Origin of the sequence: Nannocystis bainbridge (assembly GCF_028368995.1) — a bacterium.
GTDB lineage: Bacteria > Myxococcota_A > Polyangia > Nannocystales > Nannocystaceae > Nannocystis > Nannocystis bainbridge.
The window spans coordinates 650,375-664,820 of record NZ_JAQNDL010000002.1 but is presented as its reverse complement, the minus strand read 5'-3'; the positions used below and the strand labels follow the sequence as shown (position 1 = coordinate 664,820).

The 14,446-nt window shown below is 73.1% G+C and carries 10 protein-coding genes; 7 read left to right on the top strand and 3 right to left on the bottom strand.

Annotated elements, in window-relative coordinates:
- Positions 1 to 70 precede the first annotated feature (70 nt).
- Together POL25_RS20255 and POL25_RS20250 are read right to left on the bottom strand one after the other, a co-directional pair.
- Positions 71 to 1,063 carry a hypothetical protein gene (locus POL25_RS20255; RefSeq protein WP_272087758.1) on the bottom strand — a complete coding sequence of 331 codons (993 nt, stop codon included), beginning with the start codon at positions 1,061 to 1,063 and terminating at the stop codon, positions 71 to 73.
- Between the two features lie 411 nt (positions 1,064 to 1,474).
- On the bottom strand, positions 1,475 to 4,891 hold the full coding sequence (locus tag POL25_RS20250) for a protein kinase domain-containing protein (protein WP_272087757.1): 3,417 nt from the start codon (positions 4,889 to 4,891) through the stop codon (positions 1,475 to 1,477).
- Between the two features lie 74 nt (positions 4,892 to 4,965).
- Between POL25_RS20250 and POL25_RS20245 the strand changes: the two genes are divergently transcribed.
- The 5 genes from POL25_RS20245 to POL25_RS20225 all read left to right on the top strand — a co-directional run bounded on the left by POL25_RS20245 (position 4,966) and on the right by POL25_RS20225 (position 10,568).
- Positions 4,966 to 5,619 carry an RNA polymerase sigma factor gene (locus POL25_RS20245; protein ID WP_272087756.1) on the top strand — a complete coding sequence of 218 codons (654 nt, stop codon included), beginning with the start codon at positions 4,966 to 4,968 and terminating at the stop codon, positions 5,617 to 5,619.
- Positions 5,620 to 5,704: 85 nt separating this feature from the next.
- On the top strand, positions 5,705 to 7,192 hold the full coding sequence (locus POL25_RS20240) for a WG repeat-containing protein (protein WP_272087755.1): 1,488 nt from the start codon (positions 5,705 to 5,707) through the stop codon (positions 7,190 to 7,192).
- Complete coding sequence (rsgA, locus tag POL25_RS20235; protein ID WP_272087754.1) at positions 7,189 to 8,301, top strand: ribosome small subunit-dependent GTPase A; 1,113 nt, start codon at positions 7,189 to 7,191, stop codon at positions 8,299 to 8,301. Before POL25_RS20240 ends, rsgA begins: the two co-directional genes overlap by 4 nt.
- Positions 8,302 to 8,455: 154 nt before the next feature.
- A complete protein-coding gene (locus tag POL25_RS20230; RefSeq protein WP_272087753.1) occupies positions 8,456 to 9,430 on the top strand; it encodes a hypothetical protein in 975 nt (324 codons plus the stop codon).
- Between the two features lie 544 nt (positions 9,431 to 9,974).
- Positions 9,975 to 10,568 (top strand): hypothetical protein, encoded by a 594-nt coding sequence (locus POL25_RS20225; RefSeq protein ID WP_272087752.1) that lies wholly within the window; start codon positions 9,975 to 9,977, stop codon positions 10,566 to 10,568.
- 11 nt (positions 10,569 to 10,579) lie between these two features.
- Here POL25_RS20225 and msrB read toward each other — a convergent pair whose 3' ends face one another.
- Positions 10,580 to 10,990 (bottom strand): peptide-methionine (R)-S-oxide reductase MsrB, encoded by a 411-nt coding sequence (gene msrB, locus POL25_RS20220; RefSeq protein ID WP_272087751.1) that lies wholly within the window; start codon positions 10,988 to 10,990, stop codon positions 10,580 to 10,582.
- Positions 10,991 to 11,132: 142 nt separating this feature from the next.
- Here msrB and POL25_RS20215 point away from each other — a divergent pair, with 142 nt between their 5' ends.
- Both POL25_RS20215 and POL25_RS20210 read left to right on the top strand, forming a co-directional pair.
- A complete protein-coding gene (locus POL25_RS20215; RefSeq protein WP_272087750.1) occupies positions 11,133 to 12,902 on the top strand; it encodes a DUF1592 domain-containing protein in 1,770 nt (589 codons plus the stop codon).
- A 5-nt stretch (positions 12,903 to 12,907) separates the two neighbouring features.
- On the top strand, positions 12,908 to 14,320 hold the full coding sequence (locus POL25_RS20210; protein ID WP_272087749.1) for a DUF1552 domain-containing protein: 1,413 nt from the start codon (positions 12,908 to 12,910) through the stop codon (positions 14,318 to 14,320).
- Positions 14,321 to 14,446 lie beyond the last annotated feature (126 nt).

The following is a 14,446-nucleotide window of genomic DNA, read 5'->3' as shown; positions in this document are numbered from 1 at the left end:
TGGCCCGTAGGACAGGTGGGGATCGCGGGGCCCGGGCCAGGGCGACGATCGCGGCCCTCAGGCCGGGGGGTCAGAAGCGAGCGGACAGGAACAGGCCGCCGAACGTCGGCGAGACGGCGGGCGCGACGCGGAGGCGCGCCAATTGCTCCTGGCGCGCCTTCTTGAAGTCGGTGGCGCCGAGCGCCACCAGAGTGACGCCGAGCGCGACGCCGAGGACGCCCGCGACCGCGCCCGCGGCGATCATGGTGTCGCCCTGCTTCTTCTGCGCCTCGAGCGGGGCGAGGTACTCGGGGTTGCCATCGGCCTTGGGCAGCTCGCGGTCGGCCGACTTGCTGAGGTAGATGCCGCCGCCCATGACGCCGAGCGCCGCGAGGCCGCCGGCGAGGAAGATCGAGCCGGCGATCAGCTCGCCGCGGGCGTTGCGACGGACCGGGTTGGTGCGCCGCACGAGGTCCGGCAGCGCGCCATCGGCGGCGCCGCGCAGCTCGACGCTCCACGCGTGCATGGTCTCGAGGTCGTCCGGGTTGACGCGCAGGCCGTCGACGGCCCCGCCGCTGTTGGCGGCGAGCAGCGCGTCGGCGCGGTCGATGTGGCGCAGGCTGGCCTCCCACTCGGCCTTGGCCTGATCGGCGCTGCGCTTGCGCGCGAGCTTCTGCCGGGCGTCGGCGGCCGCGAGGTGCAGCACCGGATCGCGCAGCGCCTCGGCGCCGCCCGCGAGCAGGCCGACGGCCCCCTCGAGGTTGCCGGCGTCGGACAGCTGCTGCGCCTGATCTTGCAGCGGCGCGCGCTCGGCTTCGGCCTTTTCGACCTGAGCCTTGATCATCGCCTCGCGCGGCTGGGCCTTGGGGGCCTTCTTCTTGCCGCTGCTCTTGCTGCGCTTGGCCGGCTCGGGCGAGTCGTCGAGGACGACGGTGTCGCCGTCCGCCGACGCGGCCGATTCAGTCTTCCATCCGCTCGAGGATTCCCCAGGCTGGGCGGCCCACGCGGGCGCCGGAACCACCAGGGACAATGCGATCCCCACCTTCAGGAGCGAACGGCGCCCCTGCGATCGTACTGTCGACATGTGCTCTCCTTAGAGGGCCGCGGCCGCGAAGCGCGACGCGCGGCGACGATGCTGTCCAACAGGCCGGCCTTGCATGCACATGCAAGGCTGGCGACGGCCTGACGGACCGCGAGGAATAGATGTGGCCATCCTGGCCTGAGAGACAGCCTCCGTGGCAGAGCACCATCCGTGGCGCATGGGCGGGATCACCGCGACGACCGCGAGACCCGACCTGTCCCTCGAGTAACGAGGCCCGCCCGATCGATCACCGTCACCGACAAAAAATTCTCGAAAGCGTCGTAACAGATGTATGACCAGCGGTTTGCCGCCGACCGCGCGCGGCTGCCCCGGTCGAGGCCGGACCTGGGGGCCGCGGGCCGCCATGCGATCGCCTATGCGCATTGCGGCTCGCGGTGAGCCTCATTCGATCATTTAGTAATCCACATTACCAAATGATCGCTCGCAAGCCGCGGCTCCTGCGTCGGCGATGTCCTGCGATTCACCGAGATGACGCCGGCGATCCGCAGGCTGCAGGCAGGCGCGCGTGGCGTCGGCGATGCGCGCGCGCAGGCCCTCGCCCGGGCGCGGCCAGACGACGACGCGGCCGTCGCCGCCCGCCGAGGCGAAGCGGTCACCGGCGGTGTCGAACGCCAGGGCATGAATGCCGCCGCCGTGGCCCACGAGCAGCTCGGGCCCGCCCTCGCTCTGCAGCGACCAGTGGAGCAGCCCGCCGTCGGCCGCGCCGGCGACGATCCAGCGATCGCGCGGGTCCCAGGCGACGCTCGTCAGCGCCGCCGCGGCCCGCCCCAGCTCGGTACGCACGCCAGTGGCCGCGGCGATGCGCACCAGCGCCCGATTGTCGCCGACGATCGCCAGGGCGTCGCCGGCGGGGCTCCACGCCAGCCCGCGCAGCGGCTGGCCGAGCTCGATGAACACGGTCTGCTCGGTGCGCACGAGCACGTAGCCGGACGCGGTGACGGCCGCCAGTCGATCGTCGACCGGCGACCAGGCCAGCGCGGCGATGGCCCCGCGGCCCTGCGGCGCGCGGGTCGGATCGGCCATGTCCTTGAAGTCATGTCCTGAAGGCCAGATGAAGAACGCGCCGTCGCTGCCGCCGGCGGCCAGGCGCGAGGACCGAGGATCCCAGGCCAGCGCGGGTAGCGGGCGGCGGTCGACGCTGGCCCGCCGCGGCTCGCCCTCGCCGCGGGGGATCCACGTGATCGCGCCGCCGTCGTCGGCGACCGCCAGCTCCTGACCGTCGCCGCGCCAGGCCAGCGCCAGCGCGGTGCCGGCGTGGTCGCGCCGGCGCACCGGCCCGCCGTCGGTCGGCAGCAGCCACACGCTGCGCGCCCCGGCGGCCGCCAGCGCGGTGCCGTCGGGGCTCCAGGCGAGCGCGTGCACGACCGCGCCGAGGTCGTGCTCGCGCACCGCCGCCGGGCTGAGCCGCCACACCCGCGCGCTGCCGTCGTCGCTGCCGGTGATCAGGCGGACACCGCCGGGCGCGAACGCCAGCGCCCGAACCGGCCCGGTGTGACCACGCAGCACGAAGGGCCGCCCGACCCCGCCGATCCGCCACACCCGCGCGCTGCCGTCGTCGCTGCCGCTGGCGAACCAACCTGTCCCGAGAGCCAGGCCGGTGACGCCGCCGTCGCCGACCACCGCCGCTATCCGCCGCGCCGCGCCGTCGATACGCCACACCTCGACCCCGCCGTCGTCGCGGCCGATCGCGAGGTGCCGCCCGCCGCGGTCCCACGCCAGCGCGCCGACGGCCGCGCCGCGCTCGCCGACGGCGATCGGGCGCCCCCCGGCGATCCGCCACACTTCGCCGCGCGGGCCGGCCGCGGCGATTTCCTGGCCGTCGGGGCTCCAGGCGACCGCCGCGAGCGGGCCGACGACGCCGCGCAGGGCCGTCACGCGCTCGCCGGCGACCAGCGACACGCCGCCGCGAGCGTCGACCCGCAGCTCCTCGCCCGCAGGGCCGCGGCGCGGGTCGGCGCCGAAGCTGCCCGCGCCGGGGGTCGGCGGCCCGCCGGCGATCGCGAACCGACGCACGTGCCCGGAGGCGTCGACGGTCTCGACCGCGCCGCGCAGCTCCGCCGGCGGTGTTCTCGAGCTGTCCTGCGGGACAGGCGACGCCAAACTGTCCCCCGGGACAGGTGAGCCGACGCCGCTCGCCAGCACCGCCGCTCCGCTCGCTCGCGACATGTCCCGAAGGACAGTCTTTTCGATCGGCTCACGCGCGCGTGAACTGTCCGAAAGGCCAGCCGTACCGCTCACTCGTGACCTGTCCCCGAGGACAGCCATGTCGTGCGGCATCGACCCGCTCCCAAGGAGCGCCGCCTCGCCGCCCGACCTGTCCCGGAGGACAGCCCCGCCGCTGCCCGCACGGACAGAACCGCTCGCCAGCACCGCCGCGCTCGCGGACCCTGCCGGCGCGCCATGCGACCTGTCCCTCGGGACAGCCTCGCTCGCCGCCCCCGGCACCGCGCCCCTGTCCCCCGGGACAGCCTCGATCCAGCGCACCGCCACCACCGGCCCGTCGTGGCCGCGCAGGATCGCCGCGCTGATCGGCTCCGCCAGCACCCGCTGGGCCAGCGCTCCGGGATCGTCGAGCTCGCGCAGCAGCAGCGCCGCCGTCGTCGGATCGCGGGGCAGCAGCGACAGCGCGGCGTCGCGGACCCGCAGCGCGTGGGCCTGGCGTTCGGCGGCCGCGCGCTCGGTCGCCAGCGCGTCGGCCTGCGCCTCGTCGGGCGCGCTCGCGAGCGGCCCCGGCTCTGGCCCCTCCGCCACCGCATCGCCCGTCTCCGGCTGCGCCAGCGACACGCCGAGCGCCACCAGCCCCGCGGCCGCGAGCGTCACTCCGCCCGCCAGCAGCCACGGCCGCGCCCGCCCGTCCTCGGGCCCGCCGACGAACCGGCGCGGCGCCTGCAAGGCCGCCAGCAGGTCGTCCATGCCCGGCCAGCGCGCATCTGGCTTTTCGGACAGGCCGCGAAAGATCGCGCGGCGGATGCGCAAAGGGACGCGACTTTCCCGCGGAATGGGCGCGATCTCGACCTGACCGAAGCGCGGAACCGAGCCGAACGGCCGCAGACCGAACAAACCTTCGAACAGCGCCACGCAGAAGCTGAATTGGTCGGAGCGCGGCTCCGCGTTGCCGGTGCGCTGCTGCTCGGGGGCCATGTACGCCGGCGTGCCGAGGATGCTGCCGGTGCGGGTCAGCGGCATCAGCTCGTCGTCGAGCGCCTCGCCGGCATCGAGCGCGCACGTCAGCCCGAAGTCGAGGACGCGGGCGCGGTCGCGGTGGTCGACGAGCACGTTCTCGGGCTTGAAGTCGCGGTGCAGCAGCCCCGCGTGGTGGGCCGCCGCCAGCGCCCGCCCCGCTTGCAGGTACACCGTCAGCACCGCCTGCCAGGCCCGCGGGCGCTCGCGCAGCCACGCGTCGAGGGTCACCCCCTCGATCAGCTCCATGGCGATGTAGATCTGGTCGCCCCACGCGCCGACCTCGTAGATCCGCACCACGTGATCGTGCTCGAGGCGGGCCATCGCCCGGGCCTCGCGCAGCAGTCGAGCGCGGCCTTGCTCGTCGCCCTGCAGGTGCGGGTGCAGCAGCTTGATGGCGACCCGGCGATTGAGCTGGGCGTCGACGGCCGCATAGACGACGCCCATGGCCCCCGACCCCAGCCGGCGCTCGACATGGAACCTGCCGATCATGGTGGGCGCGGCCGGCTCGCCGAACAGCCGGCCCATCACGCGCGCATGGAGACGATGGACGTCGACGTCGGCCCACGTGCCCGCACCTGCACCGCGGGCGGCCTTCGTGTCGGGCGGCGTGTCGGGCGGCGTCGACATCGTCGGAGGGGCGGAGAAGATAACAGGCGACGCGGCCCCGCGGGCGGCGCAGGTCGAGGTAAGATCGAGGCGCCATGGACCCCGACTGGGAACTGCTCTCGGCCTGGCGGGCCGGCGACCGCGGCGCGGGGGAGCGGCTGGTGAAGCGACACTTCGGCGCGATCGCCCGCTTCTTCCGCAACAAGGTCTCGAGCGAGCACGACGCCGCCGACCTCGTCAGTCAGACCTTCCTCGAGTGTACCAAGGCGAAGGACGGCTTCCGCGGCGAGACCAGCTTCAAGCGGTTCGTCTTCGCCATCGCCCTCAACGTCCTCCGGCTCTACATCCGCACCAAGCACAAGCGCCAGGGCGAGGCGCTCGACTTCGGGGCGCTGTGCGTCAAGGACCTGTCGCCGTCGTCGATGAGCTCGATCGTCATGCGCCGGCGCGAGGCCCAATTGCTGGTGCTGGCGCTGCGAGAGATCCCGCTCGACCAGCAAATCGTGCTCGAGCTCAACATCTTCGAGGGCCTCTCGGGGCGCGAGATCAGCGAGCTGCTCAGCGTGCCCGAGGGCACCGTGCGCGGGCGCCTGCGGCTCGGCAAGGACCAGCTGCGGGCCCGCCTCGCCGAGCTGGCCCGCTCGCCGGCCGAGCTCCAGGCCACCCTCACCGACCTCGAGGGCTGGGCCGCCAGCATCCGCCGCGCCCTCGACCGCGACGACGGCGACCCGGCCGCGACCGGCTCGTGAGCGCGCGCGTCGGCGCGAGCGCCGGCGCGGCGGCCTCCCGCGCCCGATCGCCGCGCTATAGTCGGGCCCCCCGAGGTCCCCCGAGATGAACGCCACCGGCACCCTCAGCCGCGCGACCCAGATCGTCTATCGCGTCGGCTCCCGTCACTCGAGCGAGGTCGACACGCTGACGCTCGAGCCCGACGGTCGGGCCACGTGGAGCTCGCAGGGTCGGCAGTGCGAGGTCCAGCTGCCACCCGACGTCTACGGCGACATCCTCGGCCGCCTCGCGCAGTACGGCTTCAAGGCCGCGACCGGCCTGCACGGCGACGCCATGGCCGACTACCAGCACGAGATCGAGGTGCTCGAGGGGCCGAAGAAGAAGTCGCGCTGCACCTTGCGGCTCGGCCACGAGTTCGGCACCTACCTCGGCGACGCGCCGATCGGCATGAAGGAGGTCGTCGCCCTGCTCGACCGCCTCGCCAGCCGCGTCGAGTCCGGCGCCGACCTGTCCGAGTCGGCCGACGCGCTGATGGGCGCCCTGCTGCGCAACATCGACTTCCCTTACGTCAACCCGCACGGCGAGCCCGGCGCGTTCCAGCTGATCGATCCGCGCGGCCAGGTGCTGGCCGCCTCGGCGCTGCGGTTCGCCCTGCCCCACGCCAGCGGCCTGCTGCCGGTCCGCGACGGCGACCGCTTCGGCTTCGTCCGCCCGGACGGCGAGGTCGCGCTCGCCCCGGCCTACGCGCTCACGCTCGGCTTCAGCGAGGGCCTCGCCGCCGTCAAGCTCGACGGCGGCTGGGGCTTCATCGACGTCCGCGGCGAGCTCGTCATCCCGGCCCGCTTCGTCGCCGCCGCCAGCTTCGCCGACGGCCTCGCCTGCGTGCAGCTCGGCGATCACACCGGCTACTGCGACCGCGCCGGCGAGTTCGTCGCCGCCCCGCCGCAGGCCTCGCAGCTCGGCCGGTTCGCCGAGGGCCGGGCCCCGTTCCGCGCCCTGTCGCGCATGGGCGTGCCCGCGTGGGGCTACATCGATCGCGCCGGCCAGGTCGTCGTGCCCGCCGGCTTCGACTACGCCGGCGAGTTCTGCGAGGGCCTCGCCTGCGTCCAGCAGGACGACCTGTTCGGCTTCATCGACACCAGCGGCGCCTGGGCCATCGAGCCGCGCTTCACCGACGCCGGTGATTTTCACGACGGCCTCGCCGCCGTCGGCGACAGCGGCCAGTACGGCTACAGCGATCGCAGCGGCACCGCCGTGATCGACTACCGCTTCCTCCGCGCCGGCAACTTCGCCGAGGGCCTGGCCCCGGTCGGCGTCGGCGCCAAGACGGGCTTCATCGACCGCGAGGGCCGCATGGTCATCGACCCGCGCTTCGACCTGGCCCAGAGCTTCAGCGAGGGCCTCGCCGCCGTGCGCGTCGATCACCGCTGGGGCTTCATCGACCGCAGCGGCCGCATCGTCATCGAGCCCATCTACGAGGGCGCCGGCCCGTTCGGCGACGGCGTCGCCTGCGTGCGCAAGTTCGCCGACCCGCGCCCCGTGGTCCATACCGGCTCGCGGAAGGTCATCATCAACATGAGCAAAAAACCATGAGCGACGCCCCCGACCCGCTGGCGCGACTCGGCTGGGACGAGCACGCCGCCGGCGCCTGGGCGGCCCACCGCGGCGACGGCAACCTGCCCGGTCGCGTCGCCGCCGAGCACCGCGGCGGCTACGTCGTGCTCGCCGCCGCCGGCGAGTTTCGCGGCGAGCTGGCCGGCAGGCTGCGCAAGGCCGCGGCCAAGGACGCCATGCAGAAGCCGGCTGTCGGCGACTGGGTCGCGCTCGACATCCACGCCGCGCTCGGCACCGCCACCATCCACACCGTCCTGCCGCGCAAGACCGTGCTCACCCGCCGCGCCGCCGGCCGTGGCGCCGCCGCCCCGCAGATCGTCGCCGCCGACGTCGACAGCGTCTTCATCGTCCACCCGCTCGACCAGGCCCCCAACCTGCGCCGGCTCGAGCGCTACCTCGCCATCACCCTCGCCAGCGGCGCCGCCCCCGTGCTCGCCCTGACGAAGGCCGATCTGGTCGAGACCGCCGAACCTGTGCTTTCAGCCATCCGCCCGCTGCTCGCCCGCGTCGCTGGCGAGCGCCCGGTCCCGATCCACGTCCTCTCGAGCGTCAGCGGCCAGGGCCTCGACGAGCTCGACGCCTACATCGCCCGCCCGCAGACCACCGCCCTGATCGGCGCCTCGGGCGTCGGCAAGAGCACGCTCATCAACCGCTGGCTCGGCGAGGAGCGGCTCCTCACCGGCGAGCTGCGCGACGACGGCAAGGGCCGCCACACCACCACCCACCGCGAGCTGCTGGTGTTGCCACGCGGCGGCCTCGTCATCGACACCCCCGGCATGCGCGAGCTCGGGCTGTGGAACGCCGACGAGAGCGTGCCCGAGGCCTTCGCCGACATCGCCGCGGTCGCCGAGAACTGCCGCTTCCGCGACTGCACCCACGCCCACGAGCCCGGCTGCGCCGTGGTCGCCGCCGCCGCCGCCGGCACGATCGAGCCCGAGCGCCTCGACAGCTACCGCAAGCTGGTCGCCGAGCTCGCCTCGCTGGCCAAGGACCGCGAGACCGCCGCGCGAAACCGCGCCCGCAAGGCCGACCACCGGTCTCTGCGCGCCTTTTACAGGGACCCGCGCAGCCGCGGCCAGGGCGACTGATTTCGCCGCGACCCCGGCAACTCGGCCGAGCCCCGCCCGCGTCGCCAGCGATCGCCGCGCCGCTTTACAGCCACCGCGTTCAGCGATGAACTGAAGGCCCCACGCGGCCCGGAAATGTCGGTCCGGCCCGCCGGGTTGTGCCGGAACCCCGTCCATGCGCCCGCGCTCCTCGCTCAGCTCCCGTCTCGTGCGCGCGAGCGCGGTCGTGCTGGGCCTGGCCGTCGCGCCCGCGCTGCACGCCGCCCCGGCCAAGCTCCCGCCCGACATCCCGCGGCCCTCCGTCGACCTCGAGCCCGACAGCGCCGGCCGCCTCAAGCACCGCGGCGACGGCTTCACCGCCGTCATCTACCCCGACGGTTCGGTCGAGTTCCGCGACCACGGCGGCACCGCCGACATCAACTTCCTCGGCCTCGACCTGTGGCGCCGTCGCCTCCGCGAGCCCGAGCCCGAGCGTCACCCGCCGTGGTTCATGGGCGTGATCGACGAGGCCGTGTACCCGCGCCGCGCCGCCCCGTTCGGCGCCGCCCCGATCCTCGCCGGCTTCGGCGCCCGCTTCGGCGGCCTCGCCGACGGCCGCCGCAAGAACCGCCACAAGAGCGCCAAGCAGGCGTTCATGATCGCCACCGAGCAGCTGCGCTTCCACCTCGCCAACGCCTGGTACCGGCAGCGCCTGCGCAGCGAGCTCGCCGACCTCGGCGGCCAGCTCACCGAGGTGTGGCGCGACGCCAAGCTGCCGCTCGCCGAGCGCAAGCGGCGGATCTTCGAGCGCTGGGAGGAGTGCGAGGACCCGACCACCAACCGCCGCACCGAGGTCGATCGCATGCGCCTCGAGGTCGCCCGCACCGCCCGCGCCAAGATCGAGGCCTTCGTCCGCCAGGTCGCGCCGTACGGCACCCCGCAGGCGTTCACCGACGCGGAGCTGGAGCGCCTCAACGCCGGCCGCGCCGGCAAGACCCGCTTCCGCCCCTACGACGCGCCCGTGCTGCCGGAGGACGTCAGCGCCGAGACCGAGCTCGGCACCGCCGCCACGACCCCGCAGGCCCCTCCCGAACCGCCCCCGCCCGACCCTTCGCCCAAGCCCGCCCCGATCGGCCCCGACCCCGGCCCCGGCATCTCGCGCCCGCGCTGAGGCCGTCGCGCCGCGGGACATGTCCGCGGAGACATGTCTATCGAGACATGTCGATCCAGACATGTCGAATAGAGCATGTCAATCGGGACATCTCTCGCGCTGCATGGCTCGTAACAGCGCATGGCCGCGCACGCTCCACCAGGCCCAACATGTCCATTCAGGAATGTCGATCAGGACATGTCGAATCGAGCATGTGGATCGGGACATGTCTCTCGCGCCACATGCCTCGTGCCGGAGCATGACGCGCCCGCTTCACCAGGTCCAACATGTCCCCCCTGACATCCCGCCTCTGGCCCGACCGACATGTCCCAAAGCCCATGTCCCTCCCGCCATGGCCCATGCATCACCCTCGGCGATCGCCCCACGCCAGCCCGGCCGAGCCCGCCCGCCGCCATCCGCGCGGCTCCGGGCGCGCGCCTCGCCGGCCCGCCTGCGCCCCCGCGGCCGCCCTCGGGGCTGGGCGCCGCCGGCGTGCGTGCTATCCCGTCGCGCGACGGAATGCGCCGCCGGCCCTCGCCGTTGTCGCCCCGCTCCGCACCCTCCCATGAGCGTCCGCATCGACCTCCTCGTCACCCTCGGCCTGTCCGCCTTCGCCTGCTCCGCGCCCGCGGCGACGCCCGCGCCCGCGCCCGCGAAGGCCGAGCCGCCTGCCGCAACGCCCTTACCGCCGCCGCCGCCGGCCCAGGACGACGCCGCCCTCGCCGATCGCCTCGGCGACGCCAACACCCCGCCCGAGCTGCTCGAGCGGGGCGCCGCCGCCAAGATCTGGGCCGAGCACGCCATCGATCGCGGCATCAACCCCTTCTACTTGCGCGGCGATTTCGACGGCGACGCCGCGCCCGACTACCTCGTCAGCGTCGTGCCCAAGCTCGGCGCCGGCGCGCTGCCGCGGCTGGTCGTGCTGCGCGGCGGCGGGCGCCCGGCCGTCTGGCTCGACGACGACGCCAAGGCCGGCCTCACCCTGCCCGCGCGCGACGCCTGGTACGTCCACGACCGCGGCACCTCCGTGCCCGGCGGGCCCGGCGGCAAGCCGCCCGCGCTCCAGGGCGACGGCATCGTCATGATGAAGCTCGAGTCCTCGAGCGCGCTCCTCTACTGGGACGGCGCGCGCTTTCGCAGCCACTGGCTGAGCGACTGAGCCGGGATCGTCTACTTCGATCCGTCCTGGCGATCGAACTCGAGGCTGAGCGAGTTGATGCAATAACGCAGACGTGTCGGCTGCGGACCATCGGGGAACACGTGCCCCAGGTGACCGCCGCAGCGGCGACACACGACCTCGACGCGGCGCATCCCGTGGCTGGTGTCGGCCCGCTCCTCGATCGCCTCGCGGTCGACCGCGTCGAAGAAGCTCGGCCAGCCGCAGCCCGAGTCGAACTTGGTGGTCGCGTCGAACAGCAGCGCCCCGCAGCCGGCGCAGCGGTACTTGCCCGGCGCCTTCTCGTCCCAGTACGCGCCCGTGAACGCGCGCTCGGTCCCCGCCTGGCGCAGCACCCGGTACTGCTCCGGGGTCAGCGTCGCTTGCCACTCCGCGTCGGTCTTGGTCACCTCTCGGTCGGACATGCGCCGACCATAGCGCGTCCGTGGCCGCGGGGCCGCGTCGCTGGCCCTCGGGCGGCTCCGGGCGGGGCCTCGGGCCCCCCGCGGATTCCGCGTTGCAAGCCCTCTGGCCGGCTTTTACCGTGGCTTCCGAGGAGGCGACGGAGTGTCACGACACCTACCACGATACCTGGCCGCGCTGGCCCTGATCGCGCCCGCGATCGCCTGCGGCGGCGGCGGCGGCGGCGGCACCGATGGTCCCACCGCCGGCACGGAGAACCCCGGTCCGAGCGAGGGTTCTGCCGGCACCGACACCAGCGATCCGACCGAGGGTGGCACCGACACCAGCGCCGATCCGACTGACGGCGGCGAGCCCGTCAAGTGCGACGAAGGCCCGCAGCCGGGGCCGATGCCGCGGCTCGTGCGGCTCACCCACCAGCAGTACGACCTCACCGTCGCCGACCTCCTGAAGTTGAACCTCGACCCGCTGCCCTCGGCCGAGTTCCTCGCCGATCCCGCGGTCGCTGGCTTCGACAACAACGCCGCGCAGATGGTCGTCAAGGACCGCCTCGGTCGCGACTACCGCCGCGCCGCCGAGCGCCTCGCCGCCGAGGCCGTCGCGCCCGCGGCCCTCGCCGCCATCTTGCCGTGCCAGCCCGAGGGTGACGGCTCGCAGTGCGCCGCCCAGTTCGTCGCCGAGTTCGGCCGCCGCGCCTTCCGTCGCCCGCTCACGCCCGCCGAGCAGACCACCTACAGCGGCCTGTTCACCCAGGGCCCCGGCCTCTACCCCGAGGGCACCGCGTTCGAGCAGGGCATTCGCTTCATCATCGAGGCCATGCTGCAGTCGGGTCATTTCCTCTACCGCGTCGAGCTGAGCGACAGCGCCGACAGCGACCAGGTCATCCCGCTCGGCGGCTACGAGCTCGCCTCGCGCCTCTCCTACTTGTTGTGGGGCAGCATGCCCGACGACCTCCTGCTCACCGCCGCCGGGGCCGGCGAGCTCGACACGCCCGAGGGCGTCGAGGCGCACGCCCGCCGCCTCCTCGACAGCCCCAAGGCCGAGGCTCCCGTCGCCGATTTCCATCGTCAGTGGCTCGAGCTCGACAAGGTCGACAACCTCCAGAAAAACGGCGACCTCTACCCCGAGTTCAACAAGGCCCTCGCCGGCGCCATGCGCGAGGAGACCCAGCGGTTCGTGCGGCACGTCGTGTTCGAGCTCGAGGGCGACTACGCCGCTTTGCTCACCGCCCCCGTCACCTTCGTCAACGCCGAGCTCGCCGCCCTCTACGGCCTCGAGGGCCAGTACGGCGCCGAGTTCACCGAGGCCGCCCTCGACCCGCAGAAGCGCGCCGGCATCCTCACCCAGCCCAGCTTCCTCGCCACCCACGCCTACCAGAGCTCGTCCTCGCCGATCTTCCGCGGCGCCTTCATGCAGAAGCAGATCCTCTGCACCCCGCCCCCGCCCCCGCCCGGCGGCATCGACCCCAACCTGCCCGCGCCGAGCGACGACATCGTCACCACCCGCGACCAGGTCGAGGCCCACACCGAGCAGGATCCGTACTGCGCCGGCTGTCACAAGAGCGTCATCAACCCGCCCGGCTTCGCCTTCGAGCACTACGACGCGCTCGGCAAGTGGCGCGACCTCGACAACGGCGCTCCTGTCGACGCCAGCGGCGAGTCCGTCTCCGGCGCGTGGGTGTTCGCGTTCACCGACGCCGTCGACATGGTCGGCCAGATCGGCGAGTCCGCCAACGGCACCCGCTGCTACCTCACCAACTGGTTCCGCTACGGCTACGGCCGCGACGTCGCCCCGATCGATCGTTGCACGATCGACGCCCTCGACGCCGAGCTCGCCGCCTCCGGCTACAACATCAAGGAGCTGCTGGTGTCCCTCACCCTGACCCGAACCTTCCGCTTCCGCGCGGTGGAGGAGTGATGACCATGAGACGGCGCAACTTCCTGCGTGGCGCGTGCGGCGTCGCGGTCGCCCTGCCCTTCCTCGAGTCGCTGGGCTGGCGGCGCTTCATCAAGACCGCCCGCGCCGCCGATCCGGGCGGCAAGCGGCTGGTCGTGTTCTTCATGTGCAACGGCGTCAACATGGAGACCTTCTTCCCCGCCGCCGCCGGCCCGCTGACCGCGGCCTCGCTGATGGGCACCAGCCTCGAGCCGATCGCCGACTACGCGAGCAAGCTGCTCATCCCTCGCGGCATGCACATGGTGCCCAAGGGTTGGGGCCAGGACGCCGACACCCCCGGGGACGATCACGCCAAGGGCATGGGCCACAAGCTCACCGCCGAGGCCCTCGATCCCGGCACCCTCTACGCGCGCGGCATCTCGGTCGACCAGTTCGCGGCCCAGAAGCTCAACGCGGACGGCGGCCCGGCCATGACGCTCTCGGTCGGCTGGCGCCACAGCAACTGGCTCGGCCACATCTCGTACTCCGGCAACAACACCCCCGTCACGCCCGAGGGCAACCCGTGGTTGACCTACCAGGACCTCATGGGTTTGGGCGGCCTCGACGAGATGGTCAAGATGCAGATCGCCGCGCGCCGCCAGAGCGTGCTCGATCTGGTCGAGGACGAGTTCAAGTCGCTCAAGGCCAAGAACCTCAGCCAGGCCGACGCGCAGAAGCTCGAGATGCACGCCGACTCGATCCGCGACCTCGAGGTCGGCATGGTCGGCAACGGCCTCATCGAGTGCGCCCTCGACCCGGCGCGCGCCGCCGAGATCGAGGCCATCGACCCTGACTCCGTCATGGAGGACTGGCAGTTCAAGACCATCGGCCTGATGCAGCTCGACATCCTCGCCATGGCGATCGCCTGCGGGGCCACCAGCGCCGGCAGCATCCAGTGGGGCTCCGGCTCGGGCGGCCCGATCTACAAGTGGGACGGCATGAACCACGAGTTCAACCACCACAAGCTGTCGCACGGCAACACCAAGGACGACAACTCGGGCGAAGAGGTCGCCGGCTATCACGAGATGCTGACCCAGATCGATCGCTGGCACGCCGAGCAGTACCGCCACCTGCTCGACCGCCTCGCTTCGTACAGCGAGGGTGACGGCACCGTGCTCGACAATAGCGCCGTCGTCTGGTTCAACGAGCTGTCCGACGGCAAGGACCACTCGTACCTCGACCTCCCGGTCGTGATCGCCGGCGGCGCCGGTGGCTACCTCAAGCAGGGCCACTACATCGACCTCATCAACGGCCAGGACCCGTGGGTCCAGACCCACCCGCACAACCGCCTGCTCATCACCCTGCTCAACGCCGTCGGCTGCACCGACAATGGCGCCCCGATCACCCAGTTCGGCCGCGCTGGCCTCGAGCAAGGCGAGTTCGCCGAGCTCCTGGCCTGAGAGACAGGTTGATTCGGCCACCTCGAGGACCCGCGCGCTCCGGCCCGCGGGTCCTCGCGCGTCTGTGACACGCACGGGCCCACGACTGGCGCCCCGGCGCGGCCTCGCCCATGCTGCCCGCGGAGA